This is a genomic window from Pseudonocardia sp. CA-142604 (assembly GCF_050948475.1).
Lineage (GTDB): Bacteria > Actinomycetota > Actinomycetes > Mycobacteriales > Pseudonocardiaceae > Pseudonocardia > Pseudonocardia alaniniphila.
In genome coordinates, this window is the sequence record NZ_CP192045.1 from 1,556,377 (window position 1) to 1,573,205 (window position 16,829).

General features: G+C 71.5%; 17 protein-coding genes and 1 tRNA gene. 9 read left to right on the forward strand and 9 right to left on the reverse strand.

What is annotated here, in order from left to right:
* Window positions 1–20 precede the first annotated feature (20 nt).
* A tRNA-Sec gene (locus ACQPZQ_RS07170) sits at window positions 21–116 on the reverse strand.
* A 67-nt stretch (window positions 117–183) separates the two neighbouring features.
* The gene (locus ACQPZQ_RS07175) at window positions 184–582 is read right to left on the reverse strand and encodes an STAS domain-containing protein (RefSeq protein ID WP_433293262.1); all 399 of its coding nucleotides are present in this window, start codon (window positions 580–582) and stop codon (window positions 184–186) included.
* A 206-nt stretch (window positions 583–788) separates the two neighbouring features.
* Here ACQPZQ_RS07175 and ACQPZQ_RS07180 point away from each other — a divergent pair, with 206 nt between their 5' ends.
* Window positions 789–1,250, forward strand: a complete 462-nt coding sequence (locus tag ACQPZQ_RS07180; RefSeq protein ID WP_433293264.1) for an acyl-CoA thioesterase — start codon at window positions 789–791, stop codon at window positions 1,248–1,250.
* Window positions 1,251–1,282: 32 nt separating this feature from the next.
* Here ACQPZQ_RS07180 and ACQPZQ_RS07185 read toward each other — a convergent pair whose 3' ends face one another.
* Window positions 1,283–2,557 carry a glycosyltransferase family 2 protein gene (locus ACQPZQ_RS07185; RefSeq protein WP_433293266.1) on the reverse strand — a complete coding sequence of 425 codons (1,275 nt, stop codon included), beginning with the start codon at window positions 2,555–2,557 and terminating at the stop codon, window positions 1,283–1,285.
* A gap of 165 nt (window positions 2,558–2,722) precedes the next feature.
* Between ACQPZQ_RS07185 and ACQPZQ_RS07190 the strand changes: the two genes are divergently transcribed.
* Both ACQPZQ_RS07190 and ACQPZQ_RS07195 read left to right on the forward strand, forming a co-directional pair.
* On the forward strand, window positions 2,723–3,715 hold the full coding sequence (locus ACQPZQ_RS07190; RefSeq protein WP_433293268.1) for a patatin-like phospholipase family protein: 993 nt from the start codon (window positions 2,723–2,725) through the stop codon (window positions 3,713–3,715).
* A gap of 28 nt (window positions 3,716–3,743) precedes the next feature.
* Entirely contained in the window at window positions 3,744–5,036 is a 1,293-nt protein-coding gene (locus ACQPZQ_RS07195; RefSeq protein WP_433293270.1) for a competence/damage-inducible protein A, read from the forward strand.
* Between the two features lie 286 nt (window positions 5,037–5,322).
* Here the strand turns inward: ACQPZQ_RS07195 and ACQPZQ_RS07200 are convergent, their stop codons facing one another.
* The 5 genes from ACQPZQ_RS07200 to ACQPZQ_RS07220 all read right to left on the reverse strand — a co-directional run bounded on the left by ACQPZQ_RS07200 (window position 5,323) and on the right by ACQPZQ_RS07220 (window position 10,400).
* Window positions 5,323–6,456, reverse strand: coding sequence for an epoxide hydrolase family protein (locus tag ACQPZQ_RS07200; protein WP_433293272.1), 1,134 nt, complete (start codon window positions 6,454–6,456; stop codon window positions 5,323–5,325).
* A 2-nt stretch (window positions 6,457–6,458) separates the two neighbouring features.
* Window positions 6,459–7,217, reverse strand: a complete 759-nt coding sequence (locus ACQPZQ_RS07205) for an SDR family NAD(P)-dependent oxidoreductase (protein ID WP_433293274.1) — start codon at window positions 7,215–7,217, stop codon at window positions 6,459–6,461.
* A 177-nt stretch (window positions 7,218–7,394) separates the two neighbouring features.
* Window positions 7,395–8,393, reverse strand: a complete 999-nt coding sequence (locus ACQPZQ_RS07210; RefSeq protein ID WP_433293276.1) for an acetamidase/formamidase family protein — start codon at window positions 8,391–8,393, stop codon at window positions 7,395–7,397.
* A 216-nt stretch (window positions 8,394–8,609) separates the two neighbouring features.
* Window positions 8,610–9,335 carry a YoaK family protein gene (locus ACQPZQ_RS07215; RefSeq protein WP_433293278.1) on the reverse strand — a complete coding sequence of 242 codons (726 nt, stop codon included), beginning with the start codon at window positions 9,333–9,335 and terminating at the stop codon, window positions 8,610–8,612.
* A gap of 324 nt (window positions 9,336–9,659) precedes the next feature.
* Window positions 9,660–10,400 carry an IclR family transcriptional regulator gene (locus tag ACQPZQ_RS07220; RefSeq protein WP_433293280.1) on the reverse strand — a complete coding sequence of 247 codons (741 nt, stop codon included), beginning with the start codon at window positions 10,398–10,400 and terminating at the stop codon, window positions 9,660–9,662.
* An 80-nt stretch (window positions 10,401–10,480) separates the two neighbouring features.
* On the opposite strand from ACQPZQ_RS07220, the gene ACQPZQ_RS07225 reads away from it, so the two are divergent.
* From ACQPZQ_RS07225 to ACQPZQ_RS07250, 6 genes are all read left to right on the forward strand, one after another.
* On the forward strand, window positions 10,481–11,650 hold the full coding sequence (locus tag ACQPZQ_RS07225; protein WP_433293282.1) for a 4-hydroxybenzoate 3-monooxygenase: 1,170 nt from the start codon (window positions 10,481–10,483) through the stop codon (window positions 11,648–11,650).
* Complete coding sequence (pcaH, locus tag ACQPZQ_RS07230) at window positions 11,647–12,393, forward strand: protocatechuate 3,4-dioxygenase subunit beta (RefSeq protein WP_433293284.1); 747 nt, start codon at window positions 11,647–11,649, stop codon at window positions 12,391–12,393. Before ACQPZQ_RS07225 ends, pcaH begins: the two co-directional genes overlap by 4 nt.
* Complete coding sequence (gene pcaG, locus ACQPZQ_RS07235; protein WP_433293286.1) at window positions 12,386–12,934, forward strand: protocatechuate 3,4-dioxygenase subunit alpha; 549 nt, start codon at window positions 12,386–12,388, stop codon at window positions 12,932–12,934. Before pcaH ends, pcaG begins: the two co-directional genes overlap by 8 nt.
* Before the next feature lie 94 nt (window positions 12,935–13,028).
* On the forward strand, window positions 13,029–13,652 hold the full coding sequence (locus ACQPZQ_RS07240) for a GtrA family protein (protein WP_433293288.1): 624 nt from the start codon (window positions 13,029–13,031) through the stop codon (window positions 13,650–13,652).
* A gap of 173 nt (window positions 13,653–13,825) precedes the next feature.
* Window positions 13,826–15,349 carry a GMC family oxidoreductase gene (locus ACQPZQ_RS07245; protein ID WP_433293290.1) on the forward strand — a complete coding sequence of 508 codons (1,524 nt, stop codon included), beginning with the start codon at window positions 13,826–13,828 and terminating at the stop codon, window positions 15,347–15,349.
* 282 nt (window positions 15,350–15,631) lie between these two features.
* Window positions 15,632–16,630, forward strand: a complete 999-nt coding sequence (locus tag ACQPZQ_RS07250; protein WP_433293292.1) for a glutathione S-transferase family protein — start codon at window positions 15,632–15,634, stop codon at window positions 16,628–16,630.
* On the opposite strand, the gene ACQPZQ_RS07255 is transcribed toward ACQPZQ_RS07250, so the two are convergent.
* Window positions 16,623–16,775: a hypothetical protein gene (locus tag ACQPZQ_RS07255; RefSeq protein WP_433293294.1), complete on the reverse strand. Its 153-nt coding sequence runs from the start codon at window positions 16,773–16,775 to the stop codon at window positions 16,623–16,625. The genes ACQPZQ_RS07250 and ACQPZQ_RS07255 overlap by 8 nt on opposite strands.
* Between the last annotated feature and the right edge of the window lie 54 nt (window positions 16,776–16,829).

The window sequence follows — 16,829 nt, forward strand, 5'->3', positions numbered from 1 at the left end:
GCTCCAGGTCGAGGCAGGAATGGCGGAGGCGGACGGGAATCGAACCCGCCTGACCGAGATGCTCGGCCACGTCGGTTTTGAAGACCGCGGGGGCCACCAGGCGCCCTTACGCCTCCGTGCGGAAGGCTATCGGGCCGTAGCTGTGCCGGTGACGGCGCCTGTTCCCGCGCTGGACATCCGGCGTCAGCGATTGACCTCGAGAGCCTGCGGGACGCCGTCGGCGATCTCGAACAGGCCGAGCAGACCGGTGGCCTCCAACGCGCGGGTGACGATGCGCGAGCCCGGGACCAGCCGGAGGCGGCACTTCCGTTGCTCGGCCTCGTCCTTGGCCGCGACGAGCACGGCGAGCCCGGCCGAACCGAGGAACGAGACATCGGTGAGGTCGAGGACCAGCAGCGTGACCTCGGCGAGCTGCTCGGTCACGCGGTCGCGCAGCACCGGAGCGGTGAGGGTGTCGATCTCACCGACCACGTGCATCACCCTGGCGCCGTCACCGTGGCCGACGACGTCGAACCGGACGACCTCGCCGATGTCGTCGGAAGCTGCTGCGCCTCCGGACTCGACGGGGAAATCGCCGCTCATGCGCACCGGCTCCTCGAAATGACGTCGTGGACTGGTGGGGCGGGCTGTTGTCTCAACCGCGCTTCAACCTTACGGGCGCCCCTCCCGGGCGTCGACAACACCCCCTCCGCGGCGTCCCCCCGCAGGGGAGTGCGGCCACGGCGGGATCGAGGTGATCTCGTCGGGGCGGGGCGCCATGGCCGTGCAGGCTGAGAGATGCTGCCAGGATGCCTGACCGGTTCTCCGTCCGCGTGAACGTCCGCAGCTACGAGATCGACGCGAACGGCCACGTCAACCATGCCGTGTACCACCAGTACGGGGAGCACGCGCGCACCGAGCACCTCACCGCGGCCGGCTGCTCGATGGCCCGGCTCCAGGAGCACGGCCTGGGGATTGTGCTCCTGGAGACACACGTGCGGTTCCTCCGCGAGCTGCGTCACGGTGACCTTGTCGATGTCGACTCCCGGATGACGTTCGGGACGGGCAAGACGTTCGAGATGGCCCACACGATTCGCCGCTGCCGCACGGAGGACGCAACGGGCACCGACGGCGCGGACTCCGAGACCGTAGCGGCCGAGATCACCTGCCGCATGGGTGTGCTGGACTCAGCCGCCCGCCGTCTGGTGGCGGAGCCCTGGGCGCGACTGGCGGAGATCGCCACGGCGCCGGAGCGACTCGGGCTGGGGTAGCCCGCCGCTCCGGCGCCTGTGTGACCGAAGGGTCAGAGGAGCAGCCCGGTGGGTGTGAGGTCGAGCGACTCGGACGGCGCGGGCCGGCGCGGTGCCACGAGGGGTGGCACCCGGCCGCCTGCGCGCAGGGCGACCCGCCTGCCCCAGAGGTACGCGACCGGACCCGTCATGAGACCGCGCAGGCGCATGCCGGTGGCGCCCGCAGGCATCGCGGGCCCCGCCTCGCTCTCCCGCTCGGAGATGTGGCGCAGCTGCGCGAGCGCAGCGGGGATCCGCCGAGCCGCCACCGCACGGGCCCGGCGGTCCAGCGCGATCTTCGTGAGGAAGCCGCCGAGTCCGACCGCATAGCCCTCCACCTGGGCGCGCAAGGCCGCCGGACTGGTGCGGTGGTGGTGCCAGACCCAGGCCGAAGGCTCGTAGCCGAGGACGTGGCCGGCGAGGATGAGCCGCACCATGAACTCGCAGTCCTCACCGCCGTGGGTGAGGGAACCCGGTCCGAGTGCCTCGTCGAAACCGCCGACCGCCTTCGCCGCCTCGGCGCGCACCGCGAGGTTGGCGCCGATCCCGAACAGCCCGGGGGAGAACGGGAAGATCGCGGAGTCGGCCGGCGGTTCGTCGAGCGAGTAGTGCCGTCGCTCGAAGCCCTTGTTCCAGGCCAGTGCGCTGTCGGCGGCCACCTCCTCGGCGGAGGTGAGGCTCGCGGCGAGCACGGGGCCACTCACGCAGGCGAGCGTGGGGTCGGCAGCGAACGCGCCTGCGATGCGTCCGGCCCAGCCGCGGTCCGGCTCGGTGTCATCGTCGGTGAAGGCGACGATCGCCGTGTCGGCCTCGTGCAGGCCGCGGTTGCGGCCGACGGACGCGCCCCGGCGCGGCTCGAGCACGTACCGGACGCGAGGGTCGCCGATAGCGCGCACTGCAGCGGCCGTGCGGTCGTCGGTGGGGTCGTTGTCCACGACGAGCACGGTGATGTCGGGGTGGTCGCCCGCGAGCACGGCGCGCACGCAACGTTCCAGGCTGCTCGCGCGTCCTCTTGTTGCCACCACGACGGTGAGCGGTTCGCCGGACCACGGGGGGAGGGGTGGGTCGGGTACCTCGCCGAGTTGTACGTCGATGGCGGCACGGACGGTGGCGGCGCGGGCGATGCCGGCGACGAGCGGGAGTTCGGCGATGCCGACGGGGGCGCCGCTCGAGGTGACGAGGAGCCGGGCCGCGGTGAAGTGGGGGGCCACCACGAGGTTGGAGACGGCGGCACGGCGGTCCAGCTCGCCGACCCAGGTCGGCGAATGAGGAGGGGTCCAGGGGGACAACCGGGGCCTTCCAAAGTTGGGCTATGGGGGGCGCAGGAACGCTAAGGGGAATCGGACAGTCCGAAGGGTGAGGTGTGTCCTTTTCGCGTCCATCGGTCCGGACTGGTCTGCGAGACGTCTGTGGCCACCCTGAGAAATGCGCCAGGCGGCACGTACCCTTCTGCCGTGGCATCGGCGGCGCTCGTCCCCTTCCTCCACGGCGACCGGGATGTGATCAGCGTCCTGCTGGATCGCAGGGCCGAGGGGAGTGAGCCAGGAGAGCGTTCGGACGATCACCGGGTTGCCCTGGTCATCGGCGGCGGCGGGATGCGGGGCGCCTACGTCGCCGGCATGCTGCGGGCGCTGGACCGGGCTGGTCTGGTCCCGGCGTTCGACGAGGTGTACGGCGCGTCGTCGGGGGCCTTCAGCGCGGCGGCCTTCCTCACGGGAGACGCCGCGGCCTGCGCGGCCAGCTACCCCGAGGACCTCTGCACCGACGTGTTCATCAACATGCGCAGGCTCGGCAGCAGGCGTCCCGTCGTGGCGCTCGACCACCTGATCCACGAGGTGCTCGACGACCGCAAGCCGATGGCGTGGCACGAGCTGGGCAAGACCCCGGCGTCGCTGCGGATCGTGGCGACGGACGCGGGTGACCTCAGCGCGCACACCCTGGAGGGGATGGAGACGGTCGCGGATTGGCGGCTGGCGCTGCGGGCGAGCGCGTCGATCCCGCTGCTCTGCGGCCCACCGGTCTCCTACGGGGGGCGCCGCTGGGTGGACGGGTCGGTGGGCGAGCCGCTGGCCATGGCGCGGGCGCTGCGCGGCGGGGCCACCCACGTGCTCGTCGTTCTCTGCCGCGGCACCGACGACCTGCATCCCGACGCCGACGCGGGGCTGTCGCTCTGGGCCCGGGCCCTCGACAGGGTGGTGCCGGGGCTGGGCACGGTCGCGCAGGGATCCCGCCGCTACGGCGCCGACCTGCGGCTGGTCACCGATGCCGCCCATCCGGACCGCGGTCCCGGGCACCTGGCGGCGATCGGGCCTTCCCGATCGGTCGGCATGGGTTCCCTGTGCGTCGATCCGGCGCTGGTGGGCGAGGCGGTGCGGGTCGGCGACGAGTCCGTCGTCGCGGCCATCGAGTCGGTCGCCGCGCAGCGGCGCGACCTCGACCCCGCCTGATCCGCTTCCGGCGGATAACGTCGGTGGCATGGAGTCAGGGGAGCGGCCGCGCGCGGCCGTCATCGTCACGGGCAGCGAGCTTCTGACGGGATCGATCACCGACCGCAACGGCCCGTGGCTCGCCCGTGAACTGGGCGAGCTCGGCTTCGAGGTCGCGCACGTGCTGCTCGTCGGCGACCGCCCCGACGATCTCGACGCCGCACTGCGGTTCGCCGTGAACTCGGGCTGCGTACTGGTCGTCACGAGCGGGGGCCTCGGGCCGACGGCGGACGACCTGACCGCTCAGATAGTGGCGTCCTTCGCAGGCGTCGAGCTGGTTCTCGACGAGGACCTTCGCGAGCACATCGCCGGCATCCTTCGCGGCTGGGCGACCCGTACCGGCTTCGGCGGCCCCGCCCTCGATGAGGCCAACCGCAAGCAGGCGATGGTCCCGCGGGGCGCCACGGCCCTGCTGCCGGTCGGCACGGCGCCGGGGCTGGTGGTGCCACGGCCGGGCGGCCCGCTCGTGGTGGTGCTGCCCGGGCCGCCCCGTGAGCTGCAGGGGATGTGGCCCGCCGCGCTCGAGGCGCCGCCGTTCCGTGAGCTGCTCGCCGGGGTGCCCGCGGCGACGTCGCTGTCGTTGCGGTTCTTCGGGCTGCCCGAGTCCGAGATCGCGTCGACGCTGCGTGAGTTCGACTCCGAGATGGATCTCTCCGGGGTGGAGGTGACCACCTGCCTGCGCCGTTCCGAGCTCGAGGTGGATCTGCGTCCGAAGCCCGGCGCCGCGGTCCTCGCGGCCGAGCTGCACGGTGCTCTCGCGGCCCGGCACGCGAGGCATCTGGTGAGCGACGACGGCTCCACCACCGACGAGCTGCTCGCCCGTGCGCTGCTGGAGCGTGGCTGGACCGTTGCGACCGGCGAGTCGTGCACGGGCGGGATGCTCGCGTCGCGGCTGGTCGACCGGCCCGGCTCGTCCGCGTACGTCGCCGGGGGTGTCGTGGCCTACTCGAACACCGCGAAGACGCAGTTGCTCGGCGTGCCGGCGGAGATGATCGAGGAGCACGGAGCGGTGTCGCCCGAGGTGGCGCGCGCTCTCGCCGACGGCGCCCGGGAGCGGTTCGGAGCCGACGTCGGCGTCGGGATCACCGGTGTCGCCGGCCCCGACGGCGGCACGGAGGCCAAGCCGGTCGGCTACGTCTGCTTCTGTGTCACCACCGGCGACGGTCTCGTGCTGGCGCGCGATCCGCGCCTTCCGGGCGGGCGTTCCGACGTGCGGGAGCGCTCGACGGACCTCGGGATGCACCTGCTGCTGCAAGCGGCCGCGCCGCGCCGGGCGGAGTGATCGCGCTCCGAGTGGCCGACCGGTCTCGCTGCACCTACATTGCAATCTCCCGGTGGTGATCGCTCTGGCAGCCCGGCCCGTCGGGGGTCGGTCCGGCCGCCGTCGTCGTCGGCGGCGACCGGACCTGAGGCAGGGATCAGCCCACGGGAAGTCAGCCCACGGGAAGTCAGCCCACGGGAAGTCAGCCCACGGGAAGTCAGCCCACGGGAAGTCAGCCCACGGGAAGTCAGCCCACGGGAAGTCAGCCCACGGGAAGTCAGCCCACGGGAAGTCAGCCCACGGGAAGTCAGCGCAGCGGGCGGAAGAACGTGCGCAGCTCGTCCACGAAGACCTCGGGCTGTTCCAGCGAGGCGAAGTGGCCGCCCGTCTTCGGCTCGCTCCAGTGCCGCAGGTCGGTGTAGCGCCGCTCGATCCAGTGCCGGGGCAGCCGCACGAGCTCCTGCGGGAACTGGGTGACGCCGGTGGGCACCGGCACCTCGTCCATCCGCCGCCGTTTGAAGCTCTCCCAGTACAGCCGCGCCGAGGACGCGCCGTTGCCGGGGAGCCAGTAGAGCATGACGTTGTCGAGCAGCCGGTCGCGTGAGATGACGTTCTCGGGATGACCGGCGCAGTCCGTCCAGTCCCAGAACTTCTCCACGATCCAGGTGCACTGCGCCGACGGCGAGTCGAGCAGGCCGTAGCCGATCGTCTGCGGCCGGGTGGACTGCTCGCTGGAGTAGCCCGTGCCGAGCTTCTGGAAGATCTCGCGCGCGGCGAAGGCCTCTTTCTCCGTGACCGTGAGCGGCTGGGCCTCGGCGTCCGGCGGGCGCTCGGCGAGCGGCATCGTCAGGTGGATGCCGACGAGGCTCTCCGGGGCGCCCGTGCCCAGGGCGGAGGTGATCAGTGAGCCCCAGTCGCCGCCCTGAGCGCCGTAACGGTCGTAGCCGAGCCGGTCCATGAGCTGCGCCCACGCCGTGGCGATCCGCTCGATGCCCCACCCGGGAACCGTGGGCTTGGCGCTGAAGCCGTAGCCGGGCAGCGACGGCACGACGAGGTGGAACGCGTCGCGGGGGTCGGGCGGGTTGGTCAGGGCCTCGATCACGTCCAGGAACTCGACGACCGAACCCGGCCAGCCGTGGGTGAGCAGCAGCGGCAACGCGCCGGGGTGCGGGGAGCGGGCATGGATCAGGTGCACCTCGACGGTGTCGTCACCGCCGCCGTCGAGTCCGGTGCGGAACTGCGGGAGCGCGTTGAGCTCGGCCTCGCAGCGCCGCCAGTTGTACTCGCGGGCCCAGTAGCTGCAGAGTTCGCGGGCGTAGTCCAGCGGCACGCCCTGAGTCCAGCCCGGCGAGGTGGCCGGTTCGGGCCAGCGGGTGCGGGCTATCCGCTCCCGCAGGTCGTCCAGCTCGGTCTCGGGGACCTCGACTCGGAACTCGCGCATGCCTAGAGCTGTACCCCACGGGTGAGGGCGCCGTCGACGACGAGATGCGTACCGGTGATGAAACTTGCCCGGGGGCTCGCCAGCATGATGACGCCGTAGGCGATCTCCTCCGGGGTGGCCATCCGGCCGGTGGGGTTGAGCCCGAGCGCCTGGGCGAAGAACTCCGGGTCGTTCTGGTCGAGGCTGTGCCAGACGCCGCCCTCGAAGTACGTGTTGCCGGGCGAGACGGCGTTGGCGCGAACCTTCCCGGCGAGCTGGAACGCGAGCCCGGACGTGTAGTGCACGAGCGCTGCCTTCATCACGCCGTACGCGCCCGCGGCGAAGTCGACCTCCCGGCCGGAGACGCTCGACACCGCGATGACGGATCCGACGCCGCTCGCCTCGAGGTGCGGGAGGGCCGCGTCGACCGTGCGCACGGTGTGCATGAGATCGACCTCGAAGCTCGGCTTCCAGTGCTCCGGGCCGGGGCCGATCGAGAGGGCGCTCACGTTGGCCACCACGATGTCGATACCGCCGTAGTGCTGCGCCGATGCGGCCACCCATGCGGTGAGCGCGTCGGCGTCGGCGACGTCGAGTGCGGTGCCGGTGACGTCGTGGCCCGCGCCGCGCAGCTCCGCCTCGACCTTGGCGACATCGGCCTCGGTGCGAGCGCAGAAGGCGACCTTGGCGCCCTCGGTGGCAAGGCCCTCCACGACGGCGCGGCCGATGCCCTTCGTGCCGCCGGTGACCAGTGCGATCCGGCCTGTCAGCTGTAGATCCATCGAAGGTCCTTTCTTAGTGTCGCGGAAACGGGGTTCCTTGCCCGGATCCGGTGTCCAGGCGGATGCATCGCAAGGCGGAGGAGGCGCCGATACCGCTGTTGTATCGGCGCCGACGACAACGCCGCGAGGCGCCGCCTGGGCGCCGGAGGCGGGTAAGACGACCTCGCTTCCTCGGCACTAAAGGCTGCGGGCCTGGTCACGCAGATGGCGGTGCATGCCCCCGTACGCGTCCGCGCCGGGCAGCAGTGCCTTCTCGATCTTGGTGACCGCGCTGTAGTTGGTGTCGCAGACGTTCGCCAGCGGTGAGCGGCTGATCTGGGTGAGCAGCTGGTAGGCGTCGAGCGGGTCGAGCCCGTAGAGCTCGCCGAGCCAACCGACCATGCCGACCTGGCTGGCCCGCCAGGCGTCCTCCAGCGGCCGGGACGAGCCGACGACGGCGTAGTGGTCGTCGTGCTCCAGCCGGGGCCACGCCGGAGCGCCACCCTTGATCAACTCCACGATCAGCGTCACATTCATGGCGCCCTCGACCGCGGTGCCGCAGCTCTCGCCCTCGCCCTGGCGGTAGTGGCCGTCACCGACCGAGAACAAGGCACCTTCGACGTTCACGCCGAGGAAGCAGGTGGTGCCCGCCCGCATTTCAGGGGTGTCCATGTTGCCGCCGAAGGTGTCGGGCACCAGGCTCGAGCGGACCTCGCGCCCGGGCGGCGCCACACCGACGGTGCCGAGCATCGGGGCGAGCGGCAGTTCGATCTCGAGCTGCGAGCGCTGGGCCTCGAAGAGCACGGTGCCCCGGGCGCGGTCGAGCTGGTAGATCCAGGTCTGCTCGGGGAGCGGCTCGTTCAGCAGGGCGGTGCGGTCGGTGCCGGTGAGCGCGCCGAAGAACGGGATGGTGGTCGACGCCCCCCAGTCCCGTGCCGGGGTGAGGTCGACGATGTGTAGTGCGAGCGTGTCGCCCGGCTCAGCGCCCTCGACGTGGAACGGCCCCGTCTGCGGGTTCACCTGGGTCATGTCCAGCACCTGCGACGGCTTGTCGGAGGTGCGCTGCAGCCGGCCGGAGAAGGCGTCCTCCGTCCACAGCCGCAGCACGGTGCCGGGCGTGATGCGGTGGGTGGGTGCAACCCCACCGAATGTCCATGCGTACTGCTCGGGCTCGGGGCGGAACTCGACGACGTCCACGGGGGGTGATCGTCGTGTCAACGACTACTGACGCGCAAGTCCCAGGAGGTTACGGAGCGGCCGGTAGGGGATAACGGCGCGACCGGGCCCGTCGTGGGAGGGCCGACCACGCGGGGACGATCATCACGGCTGGGCCGGAAGCAGACGCAACGGCAGCGTCGCTCGCGCAGCTCGAGGGGCCGACCGAGCCATGATCACTTGCGGGTACCCGATGCCTCAGTTCTTTCCGAGCTGCCAGGTCTCAAGACGGCGGCTGCGCACGGCGGCGACCAGGAACACGATCCCGAGCAGCGCGGTCGCGACCACCAGCGCCGGGACGATACCGGCATGCAGCATCAGTAACGCTCCCGCGATCGCCCCGACGAGCAGCATCACGACGGCGAGGATCCGGCGCGCGGCCTTGACCCGGGCGGACATCCCGCGGTCCGCCACGATGCCGACCATCGTCATCGTGATCACGGTGGTGGTTAGGTCCGGCACCCCGAGGCGGCGCACGGTCGTGTTCTGGAGGCCCATCGCGATGGCCAGGATCGCGGCGACGACCACGGTGCTCGGCGTGTCGGGAGCGGCGGGACGGACGATCGCGACGACGAGAGCGGCCAGGAGCAGCCCGAACTCGATGGCCGCGACATTGCGCACCAGCCGGCCACGGTGGCCGTACCACCGTTCGACGGGCCGCCTTCCGACGAACACCGCGAGGAGAAATCCCACCAGGGCCGCCACGGAGGCGGCCAGCGAGAACCCCGGTGTCCCCGCGATCGCGAACCCCACGATCAGCACGTTGCCGGTCATGTTGGCGACGAAGATCCTGCCGAGGCCGAGCAGGCTGACCGCGTCCAGCACACCCGTCGTCAGGGTGAGCACCAGCAGAAGAAGTGGCAGCGGGCCGTCCGCCTCGTGCCGCGCGAGCTCGGTCCACAGCCGCGACCCGGCGCTCGCCATTCCACCTCCTCGGTACCCGACGGAACCACCCCGCGTCGGCACCCGGCGAACAGGACCGTCCTCGCATCCGTGCCGTCTGTTCTCATCGTTGCCCACGGGCGGCGCCGAGGTCGACAAGTGCGCGCGCAATGTCCTCCATGTGGTGTCCTCACCCATGTGGTGTCCTCACCGTGGCGTCCTCACCGCGCAGCACCCGTGACGCCGAAGACGACGAGGTCGTGCACCTGAAGCGTGGTGGCCATCGGGGCTTCCTTCGGCGTCGTCACCGACCAGGGTCGGCCCGATGCCGAGCGGCTGGCCGTCCACTTCCGACGCCCGGAAGGATCAGTCGGGGGCACTGAGGCGCCGGGAGATCCCCATTGCGGCGGCTCGGACGACCGGGACGAACGCCATTGTGTCGGAGTTGGCGGAGGGCACCACGACCGAGAGGGCGGCCACCACGTCGCCTCGCGGTCCCCGCACCGGCGCCGCGACCGAGGTGGCGACCAGTTCGACGTGGCCGGCGGTGACCGCCACGCCCGTGCGGCGGACCTCGGCGAGCGCCCGGCGCAGGTCCTCGGGGTCGCACAGCGTCCGATCCGTGTAGCGCTTGAGGGCGCCGGCGAGCACCCTCTCCTGCAGCTCTGCCCCGCCGAAGGCGAGCAGGACGAGCCCGACGCCTGTGGCATGCAGCGGCAGCCGGCCGCCGACCCGGGTGAGGACGTGCACGGCGCCGCGTCCTGACAGCCGTTCCACGTACACCACCTCGTCGCCGTCGAGCACGGCGAGCTGCACGTTCTGCCTGGTCACCTCGTAGAGGTCCTCCAGGAACGGCATGGCCGTCTCGCGCAGCCCCAGCCCGCGGGGGGCGAGCGCTCCTACTTCCCAGAGCCGGAGCCCGACGCGGTAGCGGCCATCGGTGGCGCGCTCCAGTGCGCCCCACTCGGCGAGCTCGCCGACGATGCGGTGCGCGGTGGTCAGCGGGAGCGCCGTGCGTCTGCTGATCTCGGTGAGCGTGAGCTCGGGGCGCTCGGCGCTGAACGCGGCGAGCACCTGGAGAACACGGGCCGTGACCGACTGTGCCATCGCGAGCCAGTCTGCCTCGGGCTTCCGGTGAGCGGAAGCCGAGTCGAGCGCTTGCAGGTCGGTAGGCCAGTCTTGCCGGTATGCGAACGCAGGTCGGGATCATCGGAGCCGGACCGGCAGGATTGCTGCTGTCCCACCTCCTGGCCCGCGTCGGTATCGACTCGGTGGTGCTGGAGGCGCGCAGCCGCGACTACGTCGAGCGCCGGGTGCGGGCGGGCGTGCTGGAGCACCCCACGGTGGAACTCCTACGCGAGGTCGGGCTCGCCGAGCGGCTGGACCGCGAGGGTATGCCGCACGAGGGCATCTCCCTGCGCTTCGACGGTGGTGACCACCGCATCGACTTCGCCGACCTCGTCGGGCGCGGCATCACCGTCTACGGCCAGCAGGAGGTCGTGAAGGACCTCATCGCCGCCCGGCTGCGCGACGGCGGGGATCTCCGGTTCGAGGTGTCGGACGTGACGATCGACGGGCTCGCCGACGCACCCGTGATCGGCTTCACCGATGCCGACGGACAGCGGCAGGAGCTGCGGTGCGACGCCGTGGCCGGGTGCGACGGCTTCCACGGCATCAGCCGTGGCACGTTCGAGCCGCAGATGTTCGACCGCGAGTACCCGTACGCCTGGCTGGGCATCCTCGCGAAGGCCGCTCCCACGCAGCACGAGCTCGCCTACGCCAACCACCCGCGCGGGTTCGCGCTGTATTCGATGCGCAGCCCCGAGATCACCCGGCTCTACCTGCAGGTGCCGCCGGACACCGACGCGGGCACCTGGTCGGATGCGCAGATCTGGGACGAGCTGGGCGTCCGACTCGCCGCCGACGGCTTCACCCTCAACGAGGGGCCGCTCATCGAGAAGAGCATCACCGGCATGCGCAGCTTCGTGGCGGAGCCGATGCGCCACGGCCGGCTCTTCCTGGCGGGCGACGCCGCGCACATCGTGCCGCCGACGGGCGCGAAGGGGATGAACCTCGCGATCGCCGACGTGCGCGTGCTCGCCGAGGCCCTGACCGGCTACCTCCGCCACGGCGACGAGTCCGGGGTGGACGCCTACTCCGACACCTGTCTGCGGCGGGTGTGGCGGGCCGAGCACTTCTCCTGGTGGATGACCTCGATGCTGCACGTCTCCCCGGAGCCCGACCCCTTCGCCCGTCGCCTGCAGCTGTCCCAGCTGCACTACACGGTGACCTCCCGCGCGGCGGCCACCTCCCTCGCCGAGAACTACGTCGGCCTGCCCCATGGAGAGAACCGTTGACCGAACTCGCGAAATCGCAACCCACCACGTCGACCCCGCATCCCGCCGGCTACCGCCCGGCCGCGGAGGGGAACCACCCGGCACTGTCGTTCGGGGGCTACCGGAGCACCGGCCTGCGAGCGCCGTCCCAGGCGCCCGTGGTGCTGCGTCACCGGCTCACCGAGGTGACGGGCCCGCTGCTCACCGGCGACATCGGCCCGAACGACAACGACCTGACCACGCAGCACGCCGGTGAGGCGATCGGGCAGCGGATCGTCGTCTTCGGCCGCGTGCTCGACAGCGACGGCCGTGCGGTGCCGAACACGCTCGTCGAGGTGTGGCAGGCCAACGCGGCAGGCCGCTACGCCCACGTCGTGGACAACTGGCCCGCACCGCTGGACCCCAACTTCACCGGCGGCGGTCGCGTCGTGACCGACGCCCAGGGCAACTACTCGTTCACCACGATCAGGCCCGGCGCCTACCCGTGGGGCAACCACCACAACGCCTGGCGCCCTGCGCACATCCACTTCTCGCTGTTCGGCCGGTCGTTCACCCAGCGGCTCGTGACGCAGATGTACTTCCCGGACGACCCGCTGTTCGACCAGGACCCGATCTTCAACTCCGTGCCCGACCCCGCCGCCCGGCAGCGGATGGTCTCGACGTTCGACCTGTCGGCCACGCGCCCGGAATGGGCACTGGCGTACCGCTTCGACATCGTCCTCCGCGGCCGCGAGCAGACCCCCTTCGAGGAGCCCCATGAGTGAGCTGCTGACCCCGTCGCAGACCGTCGGACCGTTCCTGAGCCTCGGGCTCACCTGGCTGGAGGGGCACCTCGTCGTGCCGCAGGGCACGCCCGGGGCGATCCGGATCTCCGGGGTTCTCACCGACGGAGCCGGTGCACCGGTCGTGGACGGTCTCGTCGAGACGTGGCAGGCCGACGCCGACGGCCGCTTCGACCACCCGGACGACCCGCGGGGCGCGACGGGCTCCGGGTTCCGCGGCTTCGGGCGCTGCGCGACGGACGGGGATGGCCGCTTCGAGATCGTCACCGTCAAGCCCGGCGCGATCGGTGACGGCCAGGCGCCCCACATCGACGTCACCGTGCTCGCGCGCGGCCTGCTCGACCGCGTGGTGACGAGGATCTACTTCCCGGACGAGGCCGCGGCCAACGCCGCCGACCCGCTGCTCGCGTCGCTCCCGCCGGAGCGGGCGGCCACGCTGGTGGCTCAGGACGCGGGCCCGGACGAGCTGCGCTTCGACATCCGCCTGCAGGGCGCCGGGGAGACCGTCTTCCTCTCCGTCTGACGACGTCCGCGACCCCCGGTTGCGCCAGGTGGCGACGATCACTGCACGATGTAGGTATCTCGGGAATCGGAGATCGTCCACATCGTTGTCACAGGTGACGAACAGCGTGGTCATCGACGCCCCTGCGATAACGGGGACCACGAGGTTCGCGCAGCTGTGGGGGGACGTGGTCGAAGTGGCGGGCGCAGCGCTCCCGGTGGGCGCTCCGCTGGGCGGCATGCCGTCCGGTCGAGGGCCGTCGGGGCACGAGCAGCGCCACCCGCTGCTCGTGCAGCTGGCCCGGTACGCGGTGATCGGCGGCTTGGGCACGCTCGTGAACGCCGTGATCTTCCTGCTGTTGCGGACGTGGTGGGACACCATCCCGGCCAATCTGGTGGCCCTCGTCCTGAGCACCGTGGTGAGCACCGAGGCGAACCGCCGGTTCACCTTCGAGGGCGCCCGGGTGCATTGGCTGCGCTCCCACGTGCAGAGCGGCGGCACGGTGCTGTTCTACGCCTTCTACAGCTCCGCGGTGCTGATGCTGCTCGCGGCCACGATCGACTCCCCGACCGCCTGGGAGCAGACCGTTGCGGTGGCCGTGGCCAGCGTTCTCGGTGGTCTGGGCCGGTTCCTCGTCCTGCGGTACTGGGTGTTCGAGCCGGACGCCCACGACGACTCGCGGTCGGAAGGCTCCGGGACGTCGCAACGCGCGGCGCGCGGATCCGAACAGCTGGGCTGACGGTCCCGCCGGTCATCCGCGGCAGCTTTCCCGGGCGTCGGTGCACCTTCGCCCGCCCCGGCCGATCGCCGGTTCCCAGCCGCACCGGTGGGAATCACGGGGCGATCGGCTTGTCGGGCGTGGCAGCGTTCGTGTGGGACGTGTGCCGATCGCATTCGGAAGAAGGGCTGGTTGTGGGGGCTCCTGTACGCCGTTATGACGTCATCGTCGTCGGTGCCGGTACTGCGGGCTGCGTGCTCGCCTCCCGGCTGTCCGAGGACGCCGATACCCGGGTTCTCCTTCTCGAGGCAGGCGGCCGGGAGCCGTTGGCCGCCGCGGCCGACCCCCGGGCGTGGCCCACCCTCGCGGGTTCCTCCATGGACTGGGGAAACGAGTCGGTGGACACGCCCGGCATCGGACGGGTGGCGCTGACGCGGGGCCGTGCCCTCGGCGGCTCCTCCGCCATCAACGCGCTGTCCTTCATCCGTGGCCACCGGGCGAGCTACGACGCGTGGGTCACGGCCGGGGCGAACGGCTGGGGGTTCACCGACCTGCTGCCCTACTTCATGCGCAGCGAGCACGCCGCGGGCCGCGACCCTGCGGTGCGCGGCCGGAACGGGCCGTTGAGGCTCTGGTCGCCCACCTCGCCGCACCCGCTCACCGAGGCCGCGCTGGAGGCAGCTCGCCAGGTCGGGCATCCGATCGTGGACGACATCGACAGCGGCCTGGAGGAGGGGTTCGGCTGGGCCGAGTACACCATCGTCGACGGCAGGAGGGAGAGCGCCGCCGACGCCTATCTCCGGCCCGCGCTCGAGCGCCCCAACCTCGACGTGGTCACCGACGCGCTGGTGCACCGGCTGCTGTTCAACGGCGAGCGCTGTACCGGGGTCGAGTACAGCGTCGGCGGCGACACCGTGACCGTGCAGAGCGGGGGCGAGGTCGTCCTGACGGCCGGCGCGATCGGCACGCCGCAGCTGCTGATGCTCTCCGGCATCGGTCCGCAGGCCCACCTGCGTGAGCTCGGGATCGACGTGCTCGCCGACCTCGCCGGGGTGGGCGCCAACTTCCATGACCACCCCATGAGCGGCATCGTCTACCACTCCGTCCAGCCGGTCGTCGCCTCGACGAGCAACGGCGGGGGCGAGGCCAAGGGCACGATGCGCAGCGTCGCCGCAGCTCCCTGGCCCGACCTGCAGCTCTTCTGCGCGATCGCGCCGCTGTTGAACGACAAGGTGCCGGGCCCGGAGCGAGGTGCGGGCTACACGATCGTCGTCTCGCTGATGGCGCCGTTCAGCCGCGGTTCGGTGCGGCTGGCCGAGGCCGTGCCGGGCAGCGCCCCGGTGATCGATCCGGGCTACTACACCGACAGCCGCGACCTCGACGCCGCTGTGGAGGGGTTGCGCGCCGCCCGTGAGCTCGGCAACGCACCCGCCTTCGCGTCCTGGCGGGGTGAGGAGGCCCAGCCGGGCACCGACGTGCAGGACGACGCCGAGCTGCGTGCCTACCTGCGCCGGAGTCTGCACAGCTACTTCCACTACGCGGGAACGTGCCGCATGGGTACCGACGACGACGCCGTGGTCGACCCGGAGTTGCGAGTGCGCGGCGTCGAGGGGCTGCGGGTGGCGGACGCCTCCGTGATGCCCACGCCGGTGAGCGCCAACACCAACGCCACCGTTTACGCGATCGCCGAACGTGCAGCGGAGCTCGTCCGGCCCTGACGATCGGGCCGCGCGAAACGGTCCCCGGTCGTCCCCCACGGGCCTGCACCCGGGGTCGAGCCCGTGGTCACCCCGGGCGCGAGCGGCGCACTCCCGATCGAGACTTGTCCTGCTTGCGGACGGGACGGACGAGGGGACCGGTCTCGAGGGACGCCGCGGGCGGACGAGGGGCGGCGACGTTCACGGCGTCGCCCTCCCTCGTCGCACACGGTCCGAGCCTCGTGCCGAGGGCGCGTCGGTCGTGGCTTCTGCGTGAACGGCGGCGCGGCCTAGATTGCAGGTATGACTGCCACACAGTCCAGCAGCGAGGCATTCGAGTACAAGCCTGTGGCACTGAACGAGCGGATCACGTCCGACGGCTCGTCTCCCTGGCCGGTGGAGGCCGGTCGTTACCGCCTGGTCGTGGCTCGGGCGTGCCCGTGGGCGAACCGCAGCGTGATCGTCCGCCGGTTGCTGGGGTTGGAGCCCGTGCTGTCGATGGGTCTAGCAGGTCCATTGCACGACGAGCGCAGCTGGCGGTTCCACCTCGACCCGGACAACCGGGACCCGGTGCTGGGCATCGAGTACCTCGGTGAGGCCTACCGCAAGGCCGACCCCGGCTTCGACGCCGGCATCACGGTCCCCGCCGTGGTGGAGATCGCCACCGGGAAGGTGGTGACCAACGGGTTCCAGCAGCTCACCCTCGACTTCTCCACCCAGTGGACCGCCTTCCACCGCGACGGCGCGCCGGATCTCTACCCCGTGGAGCACCGGGCCGAGATCGACGAGATCAACCAGGCGGTGTACGAGGACGTCAACATCGGCGTCTACAAGTGCGGCTTCACGAACAGCCAGGACGCCTATGCGCAGGCCTACCGGGCGTTGTTCGCCCGGCTCGACGTCCTGTCGGAGCGGCTCGAGGCGCGTCGCTTCCTCGTCGGCGACACGATCACCGAGGCCGACATCCGGCTCTGGGTCACGCTCGTGCGTTTCGACGCCGTCTACCACGGCCACTTCAAGTGCAACCGGCAGAAGCTCACCGAGATGCCGGTGCTGTGGGCCTACGCGCGCGACCTGTTCCAGACGCCGGGCTTCGGCGACACGATCGACTTCGAGCAGATCAAGCAGCATTACTACGGGGTGCACACGGACATCAACCCGACCCGGGTGGTGCCCCTCGGCCCGGACGTCCGGAACTGGCTCACCCCGCACGGGCGGGAAGCGCTCGGCGGCCGCCCGTTCGGCGACGGCACCCCGCCCGGTCCCCCGCCTGAGGGCGAGCGGGTGCCCGCGATCAGCTGAGCAACTCGTAATCGACACCCGCGGCGCCGTAGGTGGTGGCGGCACGCCGATCGAGGCTCAGCAACACGTCGCCGGCCCGTGCGGCGGACAGAGCGACCACGAGGTCGTAGACGCCGCCGCTGATCACTGCGGTGTTTTCCGCCACGCGCAGGACATCGGCGGACGGAGCGCCGACGAGCCGTGACGTCGACGGGGGCCT

What these genes read in the sequence shown, in the direction of transcription:
- ACQPZQ_RS07200 (WP_433293272.1), bottom strand. Translation starts at nt 6,456, where the DNA reads ATGCGCGAGTTCCGAGTCGAGGTCCCCGAGACCGAGCTGGACGACCTG.
- ACQPZQ_RS07215 (WP_433293278.1), bottom strand. Translation starts at nt 9,335, where the DNA reads ATGGCGAGCGCCGGGTCGCGGCTGTGGACCGAGCTCGCGCGGCACGAG.
- ACQPZQ_RS07220 (WP_433293280.1), bottom strand. Translation starts at nt 10,400, where the DNA reads ATGGCACAGTCGGTCACGGCCCGTGTTCTCCAGGTGCTCGCCGCGTTC.
- pcaG (WP_433293286.1), top strand. Translation starts at nt 12,386, where the DNA reads ATGAGTGAGCTGCTGACCCCGTCGCAGACCGTCGGACCGTTCCTGAGC.
- ACQPZQ_RS07195 (WP_433293270.1), top strand. Translation starts at nt 3,744, where the DNA reads ATGGAGTCAGGGGAGCGGCCGCGCGCGGCCGTCATCGTCACGGGCAGC.
- ACQPZQ_RS07250 (WP_433293292.1), top strand. Translation starts at nt 15,632, where the DNA reads ATGACTGCCACACAGTCCAGCAGCGAGGCATTCGAGTACAAGCCTGTG.
- ACQPZQ_RS07225 (WP_433293282.1), top strand. Translation starts at nt 10,481, where the DNA reads ATGCGAACGCAGGTCGGGATCATCGGAGCCGGACCGGCAGGATTGCTG.
- ACQPZQ_RS07175 (WP_433293262.1), bottom strand. Translation starts at nt 582, where the DNA reads ATGAGCGGCGATTTCCCCGTCGAGTCCGGAGGCGCAGCAGCTTCCGAC.
- ACQPZQ_RS07205 (WP_433293274.1), bottom strand. Translation starts at nt 7,217, where the DNA reads ATGGATCTACAGCTGACAGGCCGGATCGCACTGGTCACCGGCGGCACG.
- ACQPZQ_RS07180 (WP_433293264.1), top strand. Translation starts at nt 789, where the DNA reads ATGCCTGACCGGTTCTCCGTCCGCGTGAACGTCCGCAGCTACGAGATC.